At 66.7% G+C, this 24,156-nt stretch carries 9 protein-coding genes; 4 read left to right on the top strand and 5 right to left on the bottom strand.

Translation table 11 applies throughout. The features are described from left to right. Positions 1-3: 3 nt before the first annotated feature. Complete coding sequence (gene xdhC / locus Q6A48_RS21180) at positions 4-846, top strand: xanthine dehydrogenase accessory protein XdhC (RefSeq protein ID WP_304556185.1); 843 nt, start codon at positions 4-6, stop codon at positions 844-846. A 19-nt stretch (positions 847-865) separates the two neighbouring features. Further along, positions 866-2,170, top strand: a complete 1,305-nt coding sequence (guaD, locus tag Q6A48_RS21175; RefSeq protein WP_304556184.1) for a guanine deaminase — start codon at positions 866-868, stop codon at positions 2,168-2,170. A 123-nt stretch (positions 2,171-2,293) separates the two neighbouring features. Here guaD and Q6A48_RS21170 read toward each other — a convergent pair whose 3' ends face one another. After that, on the bottom strand, positions 2,294-3,058 hold the full coding sequence (locus Q6A48_RS21170) for a GntR family transcriptional regulator (RefSeq protein WP_042728046.1): 765 nt from the start codon (positions 3,056-3,058) through the stop codon (positions 2,294-2,296). Between the two features lie 244 nt (positions 3,059-3,302). On the opposite strand from Q6A48_RS21170, the gene Q6A48_RS21165 reads away from it, so the two are divergent. Beyond that, positions 3,303-4,493 carry a benzoate/H(+) symporter BenE family transporter gene (locus Q6A48_RS21165; protein ID WP_304556183.1) on the top strand — a complete coding sequence of 397 codons (1,191 nt, stop codon included), beginning with the start codon at positions 3,303-3,305 and terminating at the stop codon, positions 4,491-4,493. Positions 4,494-4,659: 166 nt separating this feature from the next. Here Q6A48_RS21165 and Q6A48_RS21160 read toward each other — a convergent pair whose 3' ends face one another. Next, entirely contained in the window at positions 4,660-5,004 is a 345-nt protein-coding gene (locus Q6A48_RS21160) for a YggL family protein (protein ID WP_304556182.1), read from the bottom strand. A 231-nt stretch (positions 5,005-5,235) separates the two neighbouring features. Between Q6A48_RS21160 and dacB the strand changes: the two genes are divergently transcribed. Continuing rightward, positions 5,236-6,702: a D-alanyl-D-alanine carboxypeptidase/D-alanyl-D-alanine endopeptidase gene (gene dacB, locus Q6A48_RS21155; protein WP_304556181.1), complete on the top strand. Its 1,467-nt coding sequence runs from the start codon at positions 5,236-5,238 to the stop codon at positions 6,700-6,702. A 264-nt stretch (positions 6,703-6,966) separates the two neighbouring features. On the opposite strand, the gene Q6A48_RS21150 is transcribed toward dacB, so the two are convergent. The 3 genes from Q6A48_RS21150 to Q6A48_RS21140 form a co-directional block, all read right to left on the bottom strand. Continuing rightward, positions 6,967-7,917, bottom strand: coding sequence for an alpha/beta hydrolase (locus Q6A48_RS21150; protein WP_304556180.1), 951 nt, complete (start codon positions 7,915-7,917; stop codon positions 6,967-6,969). 50 nt (positions 7,918-7,967) lie between these two features. Beyond that, positions 7,968-23,009 (bottom strand): non-ribosomal peptide synthase/polyketide synthase, encoded by a 15,042-nt coding sequence (locus Q6A48_RS21145; RefSeq protein ID WP_304556179.1) that lies wholly within the window; start codon positions 23,007-23,009, stop codon positions 7,968-7,970. Continuing rightward, positions 23,009-24,156, bottom strand: a 1,148-nt coding sequence (locus Q6A48_RS21140) for an AMP-binding protein (protein ID WP_304556178.1), incomplete at its 5' end; no start/stop codon positions are given. The genes Q6A48_RS21145 and Q6A48_RS21140, both read right to left, overlap by 1 nt.

The following is a 24,156-nucleotide window of genomic DNA, read 5'->3' as shown; positions in this document are numbered from 1 at the left end:
AATATGTACAACTGGATCAGCGCCCTCGCCGACCTGCAAACCCGCGGCGAACCCTGCGTGCTGGTAACGATCATCGAAGAGCTGGGCTCCACCCCGCGCAACGCCGGTTCGAAGATGGTCATCAGTGCCAGCCAGACGTTCGACACCATCGGCGGTGGGCACCTGGAATACAAGGCCATGGAGATCGCCCGGCAGATGCTTGCCAGCGGCCAGCAGGCCACCCACCTGGAGCGCTTCAGCCTCGGCGCCAGCCTCGGCCAGTGCTGCGGCGGCGTGACGGTGTTGCTGTTCGAACCCATGGGCCAGGTGCAGGCGCAGATTGCCGTGTTCGGCGCCGGCCATGTCGGCCGCGCCCTGGTGCCGTTGCTGGCGAGCCTGCCCTGCAAGGTCCACTGGATCGACTCGCGGGAAGCCGAGTTTCCCGAGCACCTGCCCCACGGCGTGCGCAAGATCGTCACCGACGAGCCGCTGGATGAAGTCGACGAGCTGCCCGCCGACAGTTATTGCATCGTCATGACCCACAACCACCAGCTCGACCTGGAATTGAGCGCCGCGATCCTCAAGCGCAACGACTTCGCCTACTTCGGCCTGATCGGTTCGAAGACCAAGCGGGTCAAGTTCGAACATCGCCTGCGCGATCGCGGCTTCGACAGCGCCACCTTGCAACGCCTGCGTTGCCCGATGGGCATTGGTGAGGTCAAAGGCAAGTTGCCTGTGGAAATCGCCATCTCCATCGCCGGCGAAATCATCGCCACCTATAACGCCGACTTCGGCCAGCACACCGCCCGCGCCGAACCGATTGCCAAGCTGCTGCCGGCCTCGCGCCGCAGCCAGGCGAACCGTTGAACCCTCGTTGAGAACCCCCATGCCCCTGACACGCAAAGCCTACCGCTCCGCCCTGCTCCACAGCCTCGCCGACCCCGCCGAAGTCGGCATCGAGGCCTCCTATGAATACTTCGAGGACGGCTTGCTGGTGGTGGAAAACGGCCAGATCAGCGCCATCGGCCACGCCAGCGACCTGCTGCCGACCCTGGCGGCGGACATCGACATCAACCATTTCCCGGACGCCCTGATCACCCCGGGCTTCATCGATACGCACATCCATCTGCCGCAGACCGGCATGGTGGGGGCCTACGGCGAGCAACTGCTGGATTGGCTCAATACCTATACGTTCCCTTGCGAAAGCCAGTTCGCCGACAAGGCCCACGCCGATAAGGTGGCCGATATTTTCGTCAAGGAACTGCTGCGCAATGGCACCACCACGGCGCTGGTGTTCGGCAGTGTGCACCCGCAATCGGTGAATTCATTTTTCGAAGTGGCCGAGCAGCTCGACCTGCGGATGATCGCCGGCAAAGTGATGATGGACCGCAATGCCCCGGACTACCTGGTCGACACCGCCGAATCCAGCTACACCCAGAGCAAGGCGCTGATCGAGCGCTGGCACGGCAAGGGCCGCCTGCATTACGCCGTGACGCCCCGCTTCGCCCCCACCAGCACCCCGGAACAATTGACCCTGGCCGGCCAGTTGCTGGGCGAATACCCGGATTTGTACATGCAGACCCACATCAGTGAAAACCTGCAGGAAGTGCAGTGGGTCAAGGAGCTGTTTCCCGAGCGCAAGGGTTACCTGGACGTCTACGACCACTACCAACTGCTCGGCGAGCGCTCGGTGTTCGCCCATGGCGTGCATTTGTGCGATGACGAATGCGCGCGACTGGCCGAAACCGGCTCGGCCATCGCCTTCTGCCCGACCTCGAACTTCTTCCTGGGCAGCGGCCTGTTCAACCTGCCCATGGCCGAGAAGCACAAGGTGAACGTCGGCCTGGGCACGGACGTAGGGGGAGGCACCAGTTTTTCACTGCTGCAGACGCTGAATGAAGCGTACAAGGTGATGCAGTTGCAGGGCGCCCGCTTGAGCCCGTTCAAGTCGCTGTACCTGGCCACGCTCGGCGGCGCCAGGGCCCTGCGCCTGGAGGACAGGATCGGGACTTTGCAACCGGGCACCGACGCGGATTTCCTGGTGCTCGACTACAACGCGACGCCGCTGCTGGGCTATCGTCTCAAGCAGGCCAAGGACATTGCCGAGCGGTTGTTCGTGCTGATGACCCTGGGGGATGACCGGACGGTGGCGCAGACGTATGCGGCTGGCCGGTTGGTGCATCAGCGCTAGAGGCTTATTGGCTGTTGAATCGCTATCGCGAGCAAGCTCGCTCCCACAGTGGATGTGTGTCGTTCACATAGCCCCTGTGGGAGCGAGCTTGCTCGCGATTAGCGGTATGACTGATTCAACCCCTCACAGCTTGGCCGTCGACCGCCCCGGCTTCTTGCTCTGCAGCAAATGCGAGAACACCGCATGCAGATCATCCGAGGCACTTTCCTCGTCGAGGTTGAGCTTGCTGTCGATGTGGTCCATGTGGTGCATCATCAGGTCCACCGCCAGCGTCGCGTCGCGCGCCTCGATGGCGTCGATCAACTGGGTGTGTTCATCATAGGAACAGTGGGAACGGTTGCCGCTTTCGTACTGGGCGATGATCAGCGAGGTCTGGGACACCAGGCTGCGCTGGAAACTGATCAGCGGCGCATTCTTCGCCGCTTCGGCCAGCTTGAGGTGGAATTCGCCCGACAGGCGGATGCCGGCGCCACGGTCGCCACGGGAGAAGCTGTCGCGCTCGTCGTTGACCATCTGCCGCAGCTCGGCCAACTGCTCGGCGGTGGCGTGTTGCACCGCCAGCTCGGTGATGGCCCGCTCCACCAAGCGCCGGGCCATGAACACCTGGCGCGCCTCCTCGACACTCGGGCTGGCGACCACGGCGCCGCGATTGGGCCGCAGCAGCACCACCCCTTCATGGGCCAGGCGTGACAGCGCCCGACGAATGATCGTGCGGCTGACCCCGAAAATCTCCCCCAGTGCCTCTTCGCTCAACTTCGTGCCGGGCGCCAGGCGCTGTTCGAGAATGGCCTCGAAGATATGCGCATAGACGATATCGTCCTGGGTACCGCTGCGACCGGCTTTACCGGCTCGCGGTTGTTTCTTGAGGGGCTGCAACTGTTCGTTCATGGGCACTCGAGTCGGGAAAACTGCGGCGAATTGACCGTGACTGTAATACGGCACAGCAGGTCGCTGGCAAGTATCGCGTAAAAAACACCTCGATTGTACACAACCTCTGATGGCAACACGACTGTACGGCTGTTTGCGGGCATGGCTGTATTGCAATCGGCCAGCGCGTTGAGTTTAGGCTTTAAACCGAACACCTGTGGCGCCGCCCAGCCCAGTCAATCTATAACAAGGACCGCCGCCCACCATGACCGAAGTCACGACCACGCCACTTCGTCCGCTCGCCGACACCTCGCCTTCGGCCATCGTCGCCGGGTTCATCGCGATGATGACCGGCTACACCAGCTCCCTGGTGCTGATGTTCCAGGCCGGGCAGGCAGCGGGGCTGACCAGCGGGCAGATTTCATCGTGGATCTGGGCGATTTCCATCGGCATGGCCGTGTGCTCCATCGGCTTGTCGCTGCGCTACCGCACGCCGATCACCATCGCCTGGTCGACACCCGGCGCGGCACTGTTGATCACCAGCCTGGGTGGCGTGAGCTATGGCGAGGCCATCGGCGCCTACATCACCTGCGCGGTGCTGGTGACGATCTGCGGCCTGACCGGCAGTTTCGAGCGCCTGGTCAAGCGCATCCCGGCGTCGCTGGCGGCGGCGTTGCTGGCGGGCATCCTGTTCAAGATCGGCAGCGAAATCTTCGTCGCCACCCAGCATCGCACCGGCCTGGTACTGGGGATGTTTTTCACTTACCTGATCGTCAAGCGCCTGTCGCCACGCTACGCGGTGCTGGCGGCGCTGCTGGTGGGCACGGCGCTGTCCGGCCTGCTCGGGCTCTTGGACTTCAGCGGGTTTGCCCTGGAAGTCGCCACGCCGGTCTGGACCACGCCGCACTTTTCCCTGGCCGCCACCATCAGCATCGGCATCCCGCTGTTCGTCGTGGCGATGACCTCGCAGAACATGCCCGGCATCGCCGTGTTGCGGGCCGACGGCTACACCGTCCCCGCCTCGCCGCTGATCACCAGCACCGGCATCGCCTCATTGCTGCTGGCGCCGTTCGGCTCCCATGGCATCAACCTGGCGGCCATCAGCGCCGCCATCTGCACCGGCCCCCACGCCCACGAGGATCGCAACAAGCGCTACACCGCCGCCGTCTGGTGCGGGATCTTCTACGGCATCGCCGGGGTGTTCGGCGCCACGCTGGCGGCGTTGTTCGCGGCGCTGCCCAAGGAACTGGTGCTGTCCATCGCGGCCCTGGCGCTGTTCGGCTCGATCATCAATGGCTTGAGTATCGCCATGAGCGAAGTGAAGGAACGAGAAGCGGCGCTGATCACCTTCATGGTCACGGCGTCGGGGATGACGCTGTTCTCCATCGGTTCGGCGTTCTGGGGGATCGTGGCGGGGGTGCTGACCTTGCTGGTCCTGAACTGGCGCAACGCTTGAACGCTTTGAAAAGCATCGCGAGCAAGCTCGCTCCCACAGTAGAAGGATGCGATTCATCTCCCCTTGTGGGAGCGAGCCTGCTCGCGATAACGGCCTGAAGGCCACCGGAAACCCAACCGCCAGGCACAAAAAAGCCGGCGCCCCCAGGGGCTGCCGGCTTGGATCATCACGCCTTGGCGTTGATCGGCTTTTCCGGGTACCACACGTCCATCAGCGGGCTGACTTCGACGCTGGTCAGCTCAGGACGGGCCTTGAGCCAGGCCTCGACGGCCGCACGCTGCTCTTCGGAAACCGAGCCACGCTTCTGCAGGCAAACCAGGCCGTAGTCGTCACCGCCGACATAGCCCAGGCCATTGGCTTCCATGGCTTGCTTGAGGAAGTCGTCGAGGAAAGTGTCGATGGCTTCGTCGGCCAGATCGTCCTTGAAATCCAGGTTCAATTCGAAACCCAGCTCTTGAAATTCATCCACGCACAGCTTTTTGCGCAGACGCCGGGAACGGTTAGTCGCCATTGGAACAATCCTCATAAGTAATAACGGCCGGCACTTTACCAGCTTGGTGCGGCAATTGCCCGACTGTTCGGGCGTATGGGTCGACCATCGGAAAAAAATAGCGTGTCGAAGGGCTCGGGTACGGGCCAAGTCGCTGCGGCTTGGGGCATAATGCCGACACTTTCATGACCGTTGAGGGCGTTCATTTTCATGCCCTCGTCTTTTCCCCCTCGCCTGTAGGGTTTTATTTCAATGATCAAATCTTTGCGTCCACTGCTTCTGGCCAGCCTTCTTCTTCCCCTGGCCCTCCCCGCTTCCACCAGCGCCGCCACGATCAACACCGCCTTGTCGCCCAACGTGCAGAAGGCCCTCAAGACCAGCAAACTGCAAGACAATGCCTTGTCCCTGGTGATGCTGCCGCTCAACGGCCCCGGCACCCCGACCGTGTACAACGCCGACGTCTCGGTCAACCCGGCGTCCACCATGAAACTGGTGACCACCTACGCGGCCCTGGAGATGCTCGGCCCCAATCACCAGTGGAAAACCGAGTTCTACACCGATGGCACCCTCAACGGCGGGATCCTCAACGGCAACCTGTACCTCAAGGGCGGCGGTGACCCCAAGCTGAACATGGAAAAGCTCTGGCTGCTGATGCGCGACCTGCGGGCCAATGGCGTGCAACAGGTCACCGGCGACCTGGTGCTGGACCGCGGCTTCTTCATCCAGCCGCAGTTGCCCGAGTTCAACGACGACGGCAACGACGAGAACAAGCCGTTCCTGGTCAAGCCCGACGCCCTGCTGGTCAACCTCAAGGCGTTGCGTTTCGTCGCCCGCAATGACGCCGGCCGGGTGCTGGTCTCGGTAGAACCGCCGATCGCCAGCATTCGCATCGACAACCAGGTCAAGGCGATCAACGGCAAGCAATGCACCGGCGGCGTGCGCTACAACCCGGTGCCCCAGGCGGACGGCAGCGTGACCGTGACCGTCGGCGGCCAGCTCGGCGAGGGGTGCAGTTCCCAGACCTACCTGTCGCTGCTGGACCACGCCACCTACACCGCCGGCGCCGTGCGAGCCATCTGGAAGGAACTGGGCGGCAGCATCCAGGGCAAGGATCGCCTCGCCGCGACCCCGAGCAGCGCCAAGCTGCTGGCCCGGGCATTTTCGCCGGACCTCGCGGAGATCATCCGTGACATCAACAAATACAGTAACAACACCATGGCCCAGCAGCTGTTCCTGAGCCTGGGCGCACAGTTTCGCAACGAAGCCGACGGTGACGACGCCAAGGCCGCGCAGCGGGTCGTGCGCCAGTGGCTGGCCAAGAAAGGGATCACCGCGCCGCACCTGGTGATGGAGAACGGCTCCGGCCTGTCCCGCGCCGAACGGGTCAGCGCCCGGGAGATGGCGGCGATGCTGCAGGCCGCCTGGCGCAGCCCATATGCCGCCGAGTACATCAGCTCGATGCCGATTGCCGGCACCGACGGCACCATGCGCAAGCGCCTCAAGACCACCGCCATGGCCGGCGAAGCCCACATCAAGACCGGCACCCTGAACACCGTCCGCGCCATCGCCGGCTTCAGCCGCGACGTCAATGGCAACACCTGGGCCGTGGTGGCCATCCTCAACGACCCGAAACCCTGGGGCGCTTCGTCCGTCCTGGACCAGGTCCTGCTGGACCTGTACCGCCAACCAAAACTGCCCCAGACCGCCTCGGTGCTCTGACCCCTCCAGGCTGCCCCCCAGGGGGACCTGGGGGTGGCCGAGGGTTCGTGCCCCCTGATCCAGTGATGTCGACTGTGCCGCCGCCTTCGCGAGCAAGCTCGCTCCCACAGGGGATCTGGCCAGGACACAATTTCCCGGGCCACACCAGATCCCCTTGTGGGAGCGAGCCTGCTCGCGATAGCGGTGTGCCTGAACCCGTGATGTCGACTGTATCGCCGCCTTCGCGAGCAGGCTCGCTCCCACACTGGATGCCGGGGCGTCTGGTCAGGGGGCGAACACCGCCCTCAATCGCTGGGCGATGTGTTGCTGGGCTGCTTCGGCGTCGTCGACGATGGCGCCCATGCGCAGAAAGTCATGGGTCATGCCGGCATACACCTTGAGTTCAACCGCCACCCCGGCCTGTTGCAGATGCTGCGCATACGCCACACCTTCGTCATGCAGCGGATCGCATTCGGCGAGGATCAACAGCACCGGCGGCAGGTCGGCCGGGAGGTCGCCCAGCAGCGGCGAGAAGCGCGGGTCGTGGCGGTCGCCGGGGGTGCGCTGGTAATGGCTGTAGAACCATTCCAGCGAGGCCTTTTCCAGCAGATGCCCCTCGCCGTAGCGTTCGATGGACGGCCTGCCGCGACTGGCATCCGTCACCGGATAGATCAGCACCTGCAACAGCGGCGCATTCGCCAACGGTTGCGCCGCCAGCACCGTGGCCAGGCTGCCGCCGACGCTGTCGCCGCCCACGGCCAGGCGCCGGGGATCGATGCCGAGCCTGCCTGACTCGGCCACCAGCCACGTCCAGGCGTCCAGGGCATCCTCGACAGCGGTGGGAAAACGAAACTCCGGCGCCCGCCGATAGGCCACCGACACCACTACGCAGTCGGCCATCGCCGCCAGGTTGCGGCACAGCGAATCATGGGAGTCGAGACTCCCCACCACATAGCCGCCGCCGTGGAAATACAGCAGCGCCGGTCGGGCCGGCCCCGGCCCCAGCGGTCGATCGCTGTACAGCCGGGCCGCCAGCCGGGCGCCGTCGCGGGTCGGGACCTGCACGGGCTCGACGACCTCCAGCGCCTCGCCACCGGCGTCCATCAACCGCGACGACTGGTCGAATTGTTCTCGGGCCTGGTCCGGGCTCATCTGGTGCATGGGCACCTGTTTTCCGCTGGCGCGACCATGGCCGACCAGTTCCAGGAATGCAGCGATATCAGGGTTCAACGACATGGGGCACACTCTCCACGCCGGCCGGGCACCACGCCCGACCGGCGACAGGTTCAGGACAAGACTTCTGATTCAACGAGCTGGGCAAGGATTTCTTCAGCCCTGGCGAGGAACCGTTCATCCCGGGGAATCTGGAAGTGACCGCAATCGATCCGCTCCCCCTCCACCGGCTGCCCCAGTTGCGCCGCCAGCGCCAGCCCTTCGGCTTCGCGCCCCGGCGTCCACCAGCAGGTCGGTTCCACCGCCACCGGCGGGCAACGATCCAGTTGCAGCGACAAATGCTTGAGACGTCGGGCGACGCTGAAGACATGGGCCAGCTCATCGACGCCCAAGGCCAGGTAGGCGGAGCCAACGCCATCGCCGGTCATCGCTGCCGCCAGCAAGCTGCGCAGATTCGCCGCCGTCTCCTCGCCCGCGACCGGCTCCGGCAAGCGGGCGTCGGGCAATGTCACCCGCACGAAGTCCCGCAGGTCGGCGCGCCAGTCATCCACGGCATCGCGGTCCGCTGCGGCCGAGGGCACGAAGCTGTCGACCAGGCCGACAAACTCGACCTGCTGCCCTTCCCGCTCCAACTGCGCGGCCATCAGCAGCGCCAGGGTGCCGCCCAGGGACCAGCCCAGCAGCGAATACGGCCCCTGGGGCTGCCGCGCGCGGATCTGGGCCACGTAGGCGTTGGCCATCGCCGGCAGCGACGCATCGCGCCACGCCGGGTCCAGCAGCATCGCCGACTGCACCGCCAGTACCTGGCGCACACCGCTCAAGCGCCGGGCCAGCGGCTCATAGTCGAACACCGTGCCGAACCCGGCATGGATGCAGAACAGCGGCGCCGTGCCCCGCACCTCGGCGTTCATCGCCAACACCGTGGACGGCGACGACACCCCGCCCTGCAGGCCTGCCACCAATTGGGCGATGGTCGGCTTCTGCATCAGGTCGCGCAGTTTCAGGTTCAACCCTTGGGCCTTGAGCCCCCGGCTGCGCGCCACCACTTGCAGGCTGAGGATCGAGTCGCCGCCCAGTTCGAAGAAGTGATCGGTCACCCCCACACGCTCGACCTTCAGCACCTCCTGCCAGATGTCCACCAAGGCTTTTTCAAGCTCGCTGTCCGGTGCGACGTAGCCCTGGCGCGATTGTTCGGCGCCCGGGTCTGGCAGCGCCTTGCGGTCGAGCTTGCCGTTGGGGGTCAGTGGCAGGCGGTCGAGCAGCATCAGGTGGGCCGGCACCATGTAGTCCGGCAGGCTCGCCTTGAGTTGCTCGCGCAAGCCCTCGCAGCCGGTGTCCGGCATAGTCGCGCCAGGCAGCACATAGCCGATCAATTGCTTGCCGCTGGCGCCATCGCGCGCCACCACCGCCGCGTCACGGACACCCGGCAGTTGCTTGAGGCGGGCCTCGATTTCCCCCGGCTCGATGCGGAACCCTCGGATTTTCACCTGCTGGTCGATACGGCCCAGGTAATCGAGGGTGCCATCCTCGCGCTGCCGCACCAGGTCGCCCGTGCGGTACAGGCGAGCACCGTCGGCGCTGAACGGGTCGGCGACGAAGCGCTCGGCCGTGCCGCCGGCGCGCCCCAGGTAACCCCGGGCCAGCGCCCCGCCAAGGTACAACTCGCCCGCCACCCCGACCGGCAAGGGGTTGAGGTCACGATCCAGCACGTAGCCGCGACGCTGCCCCACGAGTGTGCCGATGGGGGCATACGCCGCGCCGCACGCCTGCTTGGCACCGGCCTTCCAGATCAGCGGCGTGACCACCGTTTCGGTCGGGCCGTAGCCGTTGATGATGTAGCGCGGCTTGAGCGCGCGCCGGGCCAGCTCGAAACTCGCCACCGGCACGGCATCCCCGCCGAAGCAATAGACCCGCACCGGCGGTGGGTTGCCCTGTTGCTCGGCGTGCTCGGCCAGTTGCTGCAAGTACACCGGCGGGAACGCGGCCACCGTCACGCCGTGTTCATGCAGGGCGTTGAAGGTTTGCTCGGCGGTCCACAGGCTGTCGTCGCGAATCAACAGCCGTGCGCCGTGGGTCAACGGCGTCAGCCAGCGCTCGTGGGCGCCGTCGAAGGCGAACGACATGAAGTGCAACTCGCAATCGGCCGCGCTCATTTCATAGCGCTGGCCGATGGCCTGGCAGTGCATCGCCAGGGCGCCGTGGGCCACGCCCACCCCCTTGGGCAAACCGGTGGAACCGGAGGTGTAGATGACGTAGGCGAGGTTCTCCGGTTGCACCGCCACCTGGGGCGCGGTGCTCGGCTGGGCATCCAGGTCCAATCGATCCAGCGCCAGCACATGGAGGTTGGCCCGGGTCGGCAGCACCGCGTCCAGGCACGAATCGCTGAGCAACAGGGCGATGCCCGAATCGTCCATCAGGTAGCTCAAGCGCTCCCGGGGATAGCTCGCGTCCAGCGGCACGTAGGCACCGCCCGCCTTGAGCACCGCCAGCAGGGCGACAATCATCTGCTCGCTACGGGGCAAGGCGACGCCCACCCGCACCTCGGGCCCGACGCCTTCGGCGACCAGGGCATGGGCCAGGCGATTGGCCCGGGCATCGATCTGGCCGTAGCTGAATCGCTGGCCGTCGAAGATGACCGCCGTCTGCTCACTGTCCCGAGCGGCCCACTGGCCGATGCGCTCGTGCACCGGCACCGGCGCAGGCAACGGCTCGACCGCCGGTGCCGCCAGTGCCTGGCCGGTGACCAGGCCGATAGCGCCCAGGGGCCGCGCGGGGTCTTCGCAGAGCGCCGCCAGCAACCCTTCCAGGTTGCTGCGGATGCCTTCCACGGTGGCCCGGTCGAAATGCTCGCGCAGGAACATGTATTCGATCACCAGCCCGTCTTCGAGGGTGACCATCAGATCCATCGGGAAGTTGGTCAGGCCGGCGGCGCTGCTTTCGCCAAAACGCAGCGAGTCATCGCGCCATTCCCGCAGCGCCTGGTCGATGGGATGGTTCTCGAACACGATGATGCTGTCGAACAGCGACTGCCCGGCGCGCCCGGCCCAGCGCTGGACGTCGGTCAGTGGCGTGTATTCGCGCTCGCGCATGTCCAGGTTGTAGTCCTGCAAGTCGCGCAACCATGGCCCCACCGCTTGTTCGGCGCGCACGTCCTTGATCACCGGCAGCGTGTTGATGAACAGCCCCAGGATCGATTCCGACGCCGGCAGGCTCGCGGGACGACCGGCCACCGTGGCGCCAAACGCCACGCAACGCTGGCCGCTGTAGCGACTGAGCAGCACCAGCCAGGCGCCTTGCACCAGAGTGTTGAGGGTGACTTGCTGGGACCTGGCGAAGGCCTGGAGCCGTTCGGTCCGGGCGGCGCCCAGGCGACTGTAGAGTGCTTCATGCCCGCTGCCCTGCCCAACCAGGCGCGGCACGGCATCGGCCAGGTAGGTCGGCTCGTCGAGGTCGGCCAGGTGCCGGCGCCAGAAGCTTTCCCCGGCGCCGGCATCCTGCTGGGCGAGCCAGTTGATGTAGCGGCGGTACGGCACCGCCTCGGGCACGGCGCGACCCGAATAATGGCTCAACACCTCGCCGATCAACTGCGAACTGCTCCAGCCGTCGATCAGGATGTGGTGATAGGTCCAGATCAGTTGATAGCTGTCCGCGCCGATCCGCACCAGCGACAGGCGCTGCAATGGCGGGCGATCCAGGTCGAAACCCTTGGCCCGTTCGCGGTCGGCCAGTTGTTGCAGGGCTTGGGCCGACACGTCTTGCCCGCGCCAGTCCAGCAGGCTGATGGGCAACGGCGCCTCGGCAAGGACGAACTGCAACGGCTCGGCCATGTCCTGCCAGAGAAAACCGGTGCGCAGGATGTCGTGGCGGCGGCTCGCCGCCTCCCAGGCGGCCTGGAAGCGCACCGGGTCGAGGCCCTGGACCGCAATGCTCAACTGGTTGATGTACAGGTCGGCCTCCGGCGCGTTCAAGCCGAGGAACAACATGCCCTGCTGCATCGGTGACAGGCGGTACAGCCCGTCCAGTCGCCCTTGGGGCAGCGGCAGTTGGCTCACCTGCTGCGCCGTCAGGCCGTGCAGCGGCATCTCCACCAGCGCGCTGGCCGGTGCAGTCGCCGGCCCGGCCGCCATGACCCGCTCGGCCAGCTGGCGCACGGTGGGGTACTGGAAGATGTCTTTCGGGCTCAGGTCGATGCCCTGTTCACGGGCGCGGCTGACCACCTGGATCGAGATGATCGAGTCGGCGCCGAGGTTGAAGAAATTGTCCGTGGTGCCAATGGCCTGGACGCCCAGCACGCCCTGCCAGATCTCCACCAGCGTGCGCTCTAGGGCGTTGGCCGGCGCCACGTGTTCGGCGGCGGCCAGTTCCAGGGCCGGCAGGCGCTTGCGGTCGAGCTTGCCGTTGGGGCTCAGGGGCATTTGCGCCAGCCATACGCGATGAGCCGGGACCATGTAGTCCGGCAGGCTTTCGCCCAGCCAGGCGTCGAGTTGCCCGTTGAGTTGCCCATTGCGCTGCGGCTCGTGCGGATCGACCGCCACCAGGTAGGCCACCAGTTGCTGGCTGCCCGCCACGTCACAGGCCACGACGACCGCTTCGCGCACCGCCGGATGGGCCATCAGGCGCGCCTCGATTTCCCCCAGCTCGATGCGCAGGCCGCGCAGCTTGACCTGATGGTCGATGCGGCCGACGTACTCGATCACTCCGTCGGCGCGATACCGCGCCAAATCCCCGGTGCGGTACAGGCGCTGGCCGGCGCCCCACGGGCTGGCGACGAAACGCTCGGCGCTCAGCCCCGGGCGGCGGTGGTAACCCCGGGCCAGGCCGACGCCGCCCAGGTACAACTCACCGGCCACGCCGACCGGCAACGGGTTCAGGCCACTGTCGAGGATGTGGGTCGACAGGTTGGCGATCGGCCGGCCGATGGGCACGCTGTCGCGGCCCTCCTCGCGGCAGGTCCAGTGGGTGACGTCGATGGCCGCCTCGGTCGGACCGTACAGGTTGTACAGCCCGGCGCCCGGCAGCTTGGCGAACACCTGCACCTGCGCCTCCACCGGCAGCGCCTCGCCGCTGCAGACGATGCGCGTCAGGCAGGTGCAGCGCTGGACGTTGGCGTCTTGAAGGAACGCCTGGAGCATCGACGGCACGAAGTGCAGCGTGCTGACCTGCTCGCGCTCGATCAGCGCGATCAACCGGGTCGGATCCCGATGATCCCCGGGCGCGGCGACCACCAGTCGCGCACCGACCATCAGCGGCCAGAAGAACTCCCACACCGACACGTCGAAGCTGAACGGGGTCTTCTGCAAGACCGTGTCCGCCGGCGTCAACCCGTAGGCCTGTTGCATCCACGACAACCGATTGACCAGCGCCCGATGGGCATTGCCGGCGCCCTTGGGCTGGCCGGTGGAACCGGAGGTGTAGATCACGTAGGCCAGGTTGTCCGGGTGACCGAGCACCTGGGGGTTCGCGCTCGGGTACGCGGCGAAGGCCTCCCCCGCTGGCGTCAGGCACAGGCTCGGCAACCCTTGGGGCAGCGGCAAGTCGTCGAGCAGGTGGGCCTGGGTCAGCAGCCAGCCGATGCCGCTGTCCTGGATCATGTAGCCGAGGCGTTCGCGCGGGTATTCCGGGTCCAGCGGCACGTAGGCAGCGCCGGCCTTGAGGATCGCCAGCAGGCCGATGACCATTTCCAGGCTGCGCTCCATGGCGATGCCCACCAGCATGTCGGGCCCGACCCGCCGCTCGATCAGGGCGTGGGCCAGTTGATTGGCCCGCTCGTTGAGCTGGCGGTAGGACAACGACTGGTCAGCGAACACCAGGGCCACGGCATCTGGCGTGCGCAGGGCCTGGGCTTCGATCAGGCGGTGCACGCCCTGTTCCAGGTCGAACGGTTCGGCGGTGGCGTTCCACTGCTCGATCACGTGTGCCTGCGCGGCATCCAGCAACGCCAGCTCGCCCAGGGTCGTCTGCGCCGACTGGCTCATCTGCCGCAGCAGGTTGCCCAACAGGCCGCTCAACTGCTCGACCGCACCGTCGGCAAACGCCTCGCGTCGATAGCTGTACTGCAACGCCAGCGTCTCACCGGCGTTGACCACCACGGTCAGCGGGTAGTTGGTCTGTTCATGATTCTGGATATGGCTGAAGCGCAGTTGCCCGGGGGCGCCCTGCTCCAGCGCCTGGGACACCGGGTAGTTCTCGAACACCAGGATATTGTCGAACAGCGCTTCACCGTTCTGGCCGGCCCAGCGCTGGATATCGAACAACGGCGTGTGCTCGTGCTCGCGCAGCGCCAGGTTCTGCGCCTGGACACACTGCAACCACTGGCCGACGGTCTGCGCCGGCAGCGGGCTGGCGATCACCGGCAAGGTGTTGATGAACAGGCCGATTTGCTGCTCGACCCCGGCCAGTTCGGTCGGACGGCCGGCGACGGTGGCGCCGAACGCCACGGTCTGCTGGCCGGTCAGGCGTTGCAGCAATAGCAACCAGGCGGCCTGGACCAAGGTGTTGAGGGTGACTTTCTGCTGGCGGGCGAACTCGCCCAGCCGGCGGGTCTGCGCCGCGTCGATCAATTGCTGGTGCTCACCGTGGCCCCCGCGCGACCGATCGTCGGCGGGCCGCTGGATCGCCTGGGCCAAGCGCGTCGGCTCTTGCAGGTCGGCCAGTTGGCCGGACCACCAGGCCTGGCTGGCCTGTGGATCCTGGCGCTGCAACCAATCGATATAGTCGCGATAACGCCCCGCCGTCGCCATCGCCGGCACCGGCTGGCCGGCGTAGCGCTGCAGCACTTCGCCCAGCAGCTGCGAGTTGCTCCAACCGTCCATCAGGATGTGGTGGTTGGTGTAGATCAGGTGGCAACGCCGCTCGTCCAGTCGCACCACCGTCATGCGCAGCAGCGGCCCCTGGGTCAGGTCGAAACCCCGGGCCTGCTCGGCCTCGGCCAGCGCATCGAGCCCGGCTCGGGTGTCGCTGCGCTCACGCCAGTCGAGCACGGTGAAGGGCATGGCGAGCTGCTTGTGCACCACTTGCACGGCCTGCGCCAGCCCTTGCCAGACGAAACTCGTGCGCAGGATGTCGTGGCGCTCCACGGCGGCCTGCCAGGCGTGCTGGAAGCGCTGCGGGTCGAGGCCCTCGACGTCCAGGCGCACCTGGTTGATGTAGTCGCCGGCCGCGTGCTCATAGAGGCTGTGGAACAGCATGCCCTGCTGCATCGCCGACAACGGATAGACGTCGGCGATCTGCCGCGCCGGCACCGGCAGCCCGTCGAGCTGGGCCTGGGTCAGGCCGGCCAGGGGGAAGTCCGAAGGGGTCAGGCCGACACTGTCGGGCTCGACACAATGGCCGATCAACAGCGCCAGCTCCTGGGCGTATTCGTCCGCCAGGCGCTCCAGGGTCGCGGGGTGGAAGCGCTCGCGGCTGAAATTCCAGGCGACGCTCAGTTCGCCGCCGTACACCTGGCCGTTGAGGGTCAGCCAGTTGCCCATCGGTGCCTCGGCACTCTGGTCGAGGCCGGCGTTTTCCCCGGCCGGGGTGAACAGCGCGGCGTCATCGCCCTCGAAGCTGCCGTCGAACTGGCCCAGGTAGTTGAAGGTGATACGCGGCGTGGGCAGGTCGGCGAAGGCTCGCTGCGTGGCGGCGTCGCCGAAGTGGCGCAAGACGCCAAAGCCGATGCCCTTGTTCGGGATCGCCCGCAACTGCTCCTTGATCCGCTTGATCGATTCGCCCGGCCCTTGCAGCGGGGTCAGGCGCACCGGGAACAGGCTGGTGAACCAGCCCACGGTGCGCGTCAGGTCGACGTCGTCGAACAGCGCTTCGCGACCGTGGCCCTCCAGTTGGATCAGCACCGACGGCTGCCCGGTCCAGCGCCCGATCACCCGCGCCAGCGCGGTCAGCAGCAGGTCGTTGACCTGGGTGCGATAGGCGCTTGGCGCTTCTTGCAGCAGCTGGCGGGTCAGGTTCGCATCGAGGCGGGTCATGACCGTGGCTTGCAGACGGTTCTGCTGGCCGGCATCGGCGCGCTCGCATGGCAGGTCGGTGCCGCAAGCCTCCAGGGCGTCCAGCCAATACGCCCGCTCCTGCTGCAACGCCGGGCTGGCGGCGTAGTCCTGCAGCCGCTCGCTCCAGTCCTTGAAGGCGCTGGTCTTGGCCGGCAGGTTCAGGGCATGCCCTTGGTGCAACTGTTGATAAGCGTTCTGCAAGTCTTCCAGCAGGATGCGCCAGGACACGCCGTCCACCACCAGGTGATGAATCACCAGCAACAGGCGCTGGCTGCCGTCGGCGAGGTTCGCCAGCACGGCCCGCAACAGCGGGCCGTCTTGCAGGTCCAGGCTGCGTTGGGCACGGTTGCCCAGGGCTTCCAGCTCCGCGCTGTCGGCCAGGTCGGCCTGCCACAGCCAGTCGGCGGCTTGCTGCTCGACAGGTCGATACGCCGCCACCCAGCCGGAGGGTTGCTGGGTAAAGCCCAGGCGCAGGGCGTCGTGATGATTGACCAATGCGCGCAGCACCTGTTCGAGCGTGCCCGCGTCCAGGGCAATGCGCGGCGTGAGCAACACCGACTGGTTCCAGTGGTGGCGCGTGGGGATCGCGTCTTCAAAGAACTGCCGCTGGATCGGCAGCATCAAGGCCGGCCCTTCGACCGGTCGCTGGTCGACCCGGGCCTGGTCATCCTCCAGCGTCGCCACCCGCGCCAGGCTTTGGACGGTCTGGTGCTGGAACAGGTCCTTGGGACTCAGGCGAATACCGGCCTGGCGGGCGCGGCTGACCACCTGGATCGAGATGATGGAGTCGCCACCGAGCTCGAAGAAGTTGTCGTCCAGCCCCACTTGCGGACGTTTCAACACATCCTGCCAGATGCTCGCCAGACGCTGCTCCAGCTCGCTTTGCGGGGCTTGGTAAGCCTGCGTCAAGGCGCCGCTGTCCGGGGCCGGCAGCGCGTTGCGGTTGAGCTTGCCGTTGGCGGTCAGCGGCAACTGCTCCAGCAGCAACAGGTGCGCCGGCAGCATGTGCTCGGGCAAGGTCGCCCTAAGCTCGCTGCGCACCGCATCGCGCCACTGGCCCTGCAACGTTGGATCGCCCAGCAGGTCGACGTCCACCGGCACCAGGTAGGCCACCAGTTGCGGCCCGCTGAGTCCGGGTATCGCCAGCACCGCCGCGGCGCGGACCGACGCCAGCGCCAGGAGCCGGGCTTCGATTTCCCCCAGTTCGATGCGGAACCCGCGGATCTTCACCTGATGGTCGATCCGCCCGACGTATTCGATCACGCCATCGGCGCGGCAGCGCGCCAGGTCGCCGGTGCGATACAGCCGGCCACCGGCCTCGCCGAACGGGTCCGGGACAAAGCGCAGGCCGGTCAGGTCGGCTCGGTTCAGGTAGCCCCGCGCCAGGCCGGCACGGCCGATGTACAGCTCGCCGATGCAACCGGCGGCGACCGGGTTCAAGTCACCGTCGAGCAAGTACCACGACAGGTCGCCAATCGGCTCGCCGATCGGACTGCTGACCTCGCTCTGCAAATCGGCCTCGTCCAGCGGCCGGTAGGTCACGTGGACCGTGGTCTCGGTGATGCCATACATGTTGATCAGTCGCGGCGTGCGGTCGCCGAAGCGTTCGAACCAGGGGCGCAGGTGCTTGACGTCCAGTGCCTCGCCGCCAAAGATCACCTGCCGCAGCGCCAGGGCCGGCCCGTCCGGGGCCGCCGCGCAAGCCACTTGCATCAACGGCTTGAACGCCGACGGCGTCTGGTTCAGCACGGTGACTTTTTCGCGGCAGAGCAAGGCGTGGAAGTCTTCCGGCGAGCGGCTGGTGTCGTACGGCACCACCACCAGCCGACCGCCATGGAGCAGCGCGCCGAAGATCTCCCAGACCGAGAAGTCGAATGCAAAGGAATGGAACAGCGTCCAGACGTCGTGGGCGCCGAAGTCGAACCATTGCGCAGTGGCCTCGAACAGGCGCAGCACATTGTGATGGGCGAGCAACGTGCCCTTCGGCTGCCCGGTGGAACCGGAGGTGTAGATCACGTAGGCGAGGTTGTCCGCGGACATGGCGACGCCTGGATTGGCCTCGCTGTAGCCGCCCGGTTCATCGTCCACCAGCAGGCAGCGCACGCTGTCCGGCACTGGCAAGCGAGCGAGCACCGGGCGCTGGGTCACCAGCAGCCCGATCCCGCTGTCGGCGATCATGTAGGCCAAGCGTTCCTCGGGGTAGCTCGGGTCCAGCGGCACATAGGCGCCACCGGCCTTGAGAATGGCCAGCAGCCCCACCAGCAGCTCCACGCCGCGCTCCATGCCCAGCCCGACGCGCACGTCCGGCCCGACACCGGCCTCGATCAAGCGATGGGCCAGGCGATTGGCCCGGGCGTTGAGCTGTTGGTAGCTCACATGTCGATCCAGATGACTCAGCGCGATGGCGTCGGGGGCGCGCAAGGCCTGGGCTTCGATCCGCTGGTGCAGGCAGGCCTGGCTCGGGTAATCGGCCAGCCGTGGGTTCCACCGGCGCAGCGTGGCCTGCTGTTCGGCGGCATCGAGCAGCGGCACCTGGCTGATGCGTTGCCCGCAGTCGGCGACCAGCGCCTGGAGCAGGTGGGTCCAGTGCCGGCCCATGCGCTCGACGGTCGCAGCATCGAACAGGTCGGTGGCGTAGGTCAGTTCAGCCCAGAGCTGGTCCGTCGACTCGTAGGTGTCCAGGGTCAGGTCGAATTTGGCGGTGTCGCTGGCCCAGGTCAGGGCCTGGACATCGATGCCCGGCAATTGCGCCACGGCCCCGCGCGGCGCACGGGCCTGGTGATTGTGCATCACTTGGAACAGCGGGCCGTGGCTGAGGCTGCGCTCCGGTTGCAAGGCATCCACCAACTGTTCGAACGGCAGGTCCTGGTGGGCCTGGGCCCCGAGCACGCTGTCGCGCACCTGCTGCAACAGGCTGCGCAGGCTCTGCTGGCTGTCGATGTCGGCCTTGAGCACCTGGGTGTTGACGAAGAAGCCGATCAGCCCTTCGGTCTCGACCCGGTTGCGGTTGGCCACCGGCACGCCGACGCGAATGTCGGCCTGGCCGCTGTAGCGATGCAACAGGGTCTGGAACGCCGCCAGCAACAGCACGAACAGGGTGACGTTTTCCCGCTGGGCCAGGCGCTTGAGGTCGGCGACCAGGGACGCCTCCAAGGGGATTTCCAGGCGCGCGCCGCGATGGCTTTGTTCAGCCGGCCGAGGCCGGTCGGTGGGCAATTCCAGCAACGGCGGAAGATCACCCAGGCGCTGGGTCCAGTAGCTCAACTGGCGATCGCGCTCACCGGCGTCCATCCACTGCCGCTGCCAGGCGGCATAGTCGGCGTATTGCACCGGCAGCGCGGCCCAGGCGTGTGCCTGGCCAGTGCTGAAGGCAGCGTAGGTGTCCATCAGTTCGTCGACCATCACCTGCATCGACCAGCCATCGGAGACGATGTGGTGCTGGGTCAGCACCAGCACGTGGTCATCGGCCGCCAGGCGCATCAGCTTGATCCGCATCAGCGGGCCCTGGTGCAAATCGAACAGGCCGCGGGTTTCTTCGGCCACCCGCATCGCCAGGGCTGTGTCGTCGAGGTCGGCCGGCAGCGCTTGCACGATGATGTCCAGCGAGGCGGCCGGGTCGATGGCTTGCCACACTTGCCCGTCCTGCTCGACGAAGCGCGTGCGCAGGGATTCATGGCGGGCCACCAGGGCATCGAAGCTGCGCCGCAGCGCCGGCACATCCAGGGCCCCGCGCAGGCGCAACGCCGCCGGGATGTGATAGGCGGTGCTGTCAGGCGCCAGTTGCCAGAGAAACCACTGGCGCTCCTGGGCGTACGACAACGGCATCAGCGGCGCTCGGGGCAATGCCAGCAACGGCGGTTCCCGATCAGCCTGCTCGACGCCCAGGGCCGCGACGAAGTCCTCCAGCACGCTGTGTTCGAACAGGGTGCGCAGTGGCACCTGGACCTTCAGCGCCTGGCGCACCCGGGTCATCACCTGGGTAACCAGCAACGAGTGGCCGCCGAGTTCGAAGAAGTGATCGTCCAAGCCCACGCGTTCCAGCTTGAGCACGTCTTGCCAGATCCCGGCGACCGTGTGCTGGGTGGCGGTGCGTGGTGCCGCGTAGGCACCCTGCGGCTGGCTGGCCTCCGGCGCCGGCAGCGCCTTGCGATCGACCTTGCCGTTGGGGGTCAGCGGCAACTGCGCGAGGAACACCAGGTGCGCCGGGACCATGTACTCCGGCAATTGCGCCTTCAGCGCGGCCTTGATGTCGTTGCGCAGCGCGTGCGGGTGTTGCGCGTCCGGCATCGGATGCTCGGTGGGCACCACATAGCCCACCAGTCGCGCGCCGGTCGCACCTTCGTGGGCCACCACCACGGTTTCACGCACCTGGGCGAGGGCCAGCAGCGCCGCCTCGATTTCCCCCAGTTCGATCCGCAGACCGCGGATCTTCACCTGATGGTCGATGCGACCGATGTACTCGACCACGCCCTCGGCCCGGTAGCGGGTCAGGTCGCCGGTGCGGTACAGGCGCGCGCCGGTGCCGGAGAACGGGTCCGGCACGAAGCGTTCGGCGGTCAGGGCCGGACGCTGGAAATAACCACGGGCCAGGCCGTCGCCACCGATCAACAGTTCGCCGGCGGCACCGGGCGGGTTGAGCGCCAGGTCGCTGCCGACGACGTACAGCGCGGTGTTGTCCAGCGGCGTGCCGAGGAACGGCCGGCTGTTTTCCAGGCCCAGCGGGTGCAACGCCGACCAGATGGTGGTCTCGGTCGGGCCATAGAGGTTCCAGACGTTCGGCGACAGGGCCAGCAGCCGTTGCGCCAGTTCCAGGGGCAAGGCTTCGCCGCCGCAGAGGAAGGTGCGTCCGGCCAGTCGCGCCGAGTGCTCGTGGTCCAGCAACATGCGCCAGCTCGACGGCGTGGCTTGCAGCACGCTGACCCCGTGGCGCTCCACCAGCGCCAGCACCGCTTGCGGATCCTGGTGAACGTTCTGCCCGGTCAACACCACGCAGGCACCGGCGGACAACGGCCCATAGATCTCCAGGCCAAAGATGTCGAAGGAAAACGTCGTCAGCGACAGCATGCGGTCGCTGGCGTCCAGGCCCGGCCGGGCGATCATGCTGCCGATGAAATTGTCCAGCGCGCCATGGCGCACCATCACGCCCTTGGGCTTGCCGGTGGAACCGGAGGTGTAGATCACGTAGGCCAGGTGCTCGGCGCCCAGCGCCACCGCCGGGCAGGTGCGCGGGGCGTCCTGCAGCGCCGCGTCGGGCTGGTCGAGCAACAAGGTCGGCAGGCCGGCCGGAATCGGCAGCACGCCGCGCAAGCGGGCCTGGGTCACCAGCAACCGCAGGCCACTGTCCTCGATCATGTAGGCCAGGCGGTCTTCGGGGTACGCCGGGTCCAGGGGCACGTAGGCACCACCGGCCTTGAGGATCGCCAGCAGGCCGATGATCATCTCGGCGCTGCGCTCCACCGCAATGCCCACCGGCTGGTCAGGTGTCACGCCCAAGGCAACCAGGCGATGGGCGAGCTGGTTGGCCCGCGCGTCCAGTTCCCCGTAGGTCAGGACCTGCTCTTCGACGATCAGGGCGACGGCGTCCGGCGTGCTGCGGGCCTGTGCGGCGATGCGCTGGTGCACGCACGTGGCAGCCGCGCCAGGCTCGACCACGCGGAACCAGGCCTGCCGGGCCAGGCGCTGCTGGGCGGCATCGAGCAACGGCAGCTCGCCAATGCGTTGCCCAGGGGCCTCGACGATGCCTTGCAGCAGGTTCTGCCAATGCCCGGCCAGGCGCTCGATGGTGCGTGCCTCGAACAGGTCGGTGGCGTAGGTCAGTTCGGCGGCCACGCCGTGCTCGGTTTCATAGGTGCCCAGGGTCAGGTCGAACTGGGCGGTGCGCCCTTCCCACACCAGGTCCTCGATGCTCAGTCGCGGCAGTTGGCGCTGCCGGTCGGCTCCGGCGCTGGCGGTCTGGTGGTTGAACATGACCTGGAAGATCGGGCTGTGGCTCAGGCTGCGCTCCGGTTGCAGGGCTTCGATCAACTGCTCGAATGGCAAGTCCTGATGCGCCTGGGCGGCCAGGGCCGTTTGCTTGACCTGGTCGAGCAAGCGGTCGAACGGCAACTGCCCATCGATGTCGGCGCTGAGTACCTGGGTGTTGACGAAAAAGCCGATCAGGCCTTCGGTCTCGACCCGGTTGCGATTCGCCACCGGCACGCCGACGCGGATCCGCGGCTGGCCGCTGTAGCGGTGCAGCAACGCCTGGAACGAAGCCAGCAACACCATGAACAGGCTGGCCCCCTGGCGGTGGGCCAATTGCTTGAGTGCCGCTCCCAGGGCGGGTGGCAGCGCCAGGTCCAGGCGCGCGCCGCGAAAGCTTTGTACCGGCGGGCGCGGATGGTCGAGGGGCAGTTCGAGTACCGGCTGTTCGCCGCCCAGGGTCCGGACCCAGTAGGCCAGCTGCCGTTCACGTTCACCGGCTTCGAGCCAATGCCGTTGCCAGATCGCATAGTCGGCGTATTGCACGCTCAGTTCCGGCAGCGCCAGCGTTGCGCCGGCAGGGTCGGCGGCCGTCAGGCAGGCATAGTGGCGCATCAGTTCATCCACCAGCACCTGCATCGACCAGCCATCGGCGATGATGTGGTGCTGGATCAGCACCAGCACGTGGTCATCCTCGGCGATTTCCAGCAGCGAAACCCGCAGCAACGGCCCCTGGCGCAAATCGAAGGGGCGCGCGGTTTCAGCCTCGACGAACGCCTTGATGCGTGCGTCCTCGCTGTCCGGCTCGCCGGCGGCCAGGGGGTGGACCGCGATGCGCAGCGGCAGGTGCGGGTGAATCACCTGCACGGCCTGTTCGCCGTGTTCGCTGAAGGTAGTGCGCAGGCTTTCGTGGCGCTTGATCACGGCGTTGAAGCTGCGCTCCAGGGCCGGCACGTCGAGCTGCCCCCTGAGGCGCAAGGCATTGGGAATGTGGTACGCCGGGCTGTGGGGGTCCATCTGCCAGAGGAACCATTGGCGTTCCTGGGCGTAGGACAGCGCGATGTGCTCGAACCCGGAACGCACCTCGGGGATCGGCAGGTTGGCCGGCGAGACGCCCTCTTCGAGCATCTTCTCAAGGTACAGCCTGCGTTTGTCCAGCGGCAGAGTGATAAAGCGCTTGGCAATCCTCAAAGCAACACTCTTGTCCATCAGACTTCCTCCATTTCATCAAGCAGGGCTTCCAGCTTGTTCAGTTTCTGTTCATTGATTGGCCCGTCCGACGTGTCGAGTTGCGCGACAAAATCCTTGAGGACGGGGTGCTGGAAAATCAGTTGCGGGGTCAGCGTCAGCCCCAGTTCGAGTGCCATGCGCGAGACGGCATTGACCGCCAGCAGCGAATGGCCGCCCAGCTCGAAGAAGTGATCGTCCCGGCCGACGCGTTCCACCGTGAGCACCTCGGCCCAGATCGCCGCGACCTGCCGTTCCGGCTCGCTGGCCGGCGCGACGTAACCGGCCTGGGACACACCGGCGTCCAGCGCCGGCAGCGCCTTGCGGTCGAGCTTGCCGTTGGGGGTCAGCGGCAATTGGTCGAGGAACAGCAGGTGGGCCGGGATCATGTAGTCGGGCAAATGCGCCTTGAGGCCGGCCTTGAGTTGCTCGCGCAAGCGCCGTGAATCCTCGCTGGCGTCGCGGTCGAGCGCTGGCGCGACCACGTAGGCCACCAGTTGCTGGCCGCCCGGGGCGTCCTGGGCCAGCACCGCTACGTCACGCACCTGGGGTTGTTGCAGCAGCCGCGCCTCGACTTCCCCCAGCTCGATGCGGAAGCCACGGATCTTCACCTGATGGTCGATCCGGCCTTGGTATTGGAGCACGCCATCGGCGCGATAACGGCAGAGGTCGCCGGTGCGGTACAAGCGTTCGCCGGTGGTGGTGAACGGGTTGGGCACGTACTTCTCGGCCGTCAGCGCGGCCCGCCCCAGGTAGCCCCGGGTGATCCCCGCGCCGCTCAGGTACAACTCCGCCGAGACGCCCTGGGGCACGACTTGCAGGTCGGCGTCCAGCAGGTAGCTGGCGGTGTGCGCGAGGGGTCGGCCGATGTTCGCCGTGCCGCCAGCGGTGCGCCGGGTCCAGGTGGAATAGGTGGTGTCTTCGGACGGGCCGTAGAGGTCGTAGACATGCTCGATGCCACCCAGGTACAAGGCATCCACCAGGCTTTGCTTCAACGGCTCACCGGCCAGATTGATGATCCGCACGCTGGCCGGGATTTCACCGCTGCGCTGCAACGCGGCGATGGCCGAGGGCACGGTGTTGATCAGGCGCACCTGGTCGCGGGCCGGCAGTTGCGGCAGTTCCAGGG

Source organism: Pseudomonas citrullilanati (genome assembly GCF_030580855.1).
GTDB classification, from domain to species: Bacteria; Pseudomonadota; Gammaproteobacteria; order Pseudomonadales; family Pseudomonadaceae; genus Aquipseudomonas; species Aquipseudomonas citrulli.
The sequence above is the reverse complement of the archived record's forward strand: the minus strand, read 5'-3'. Positions and strand labels throughout refer to the sequence as shown.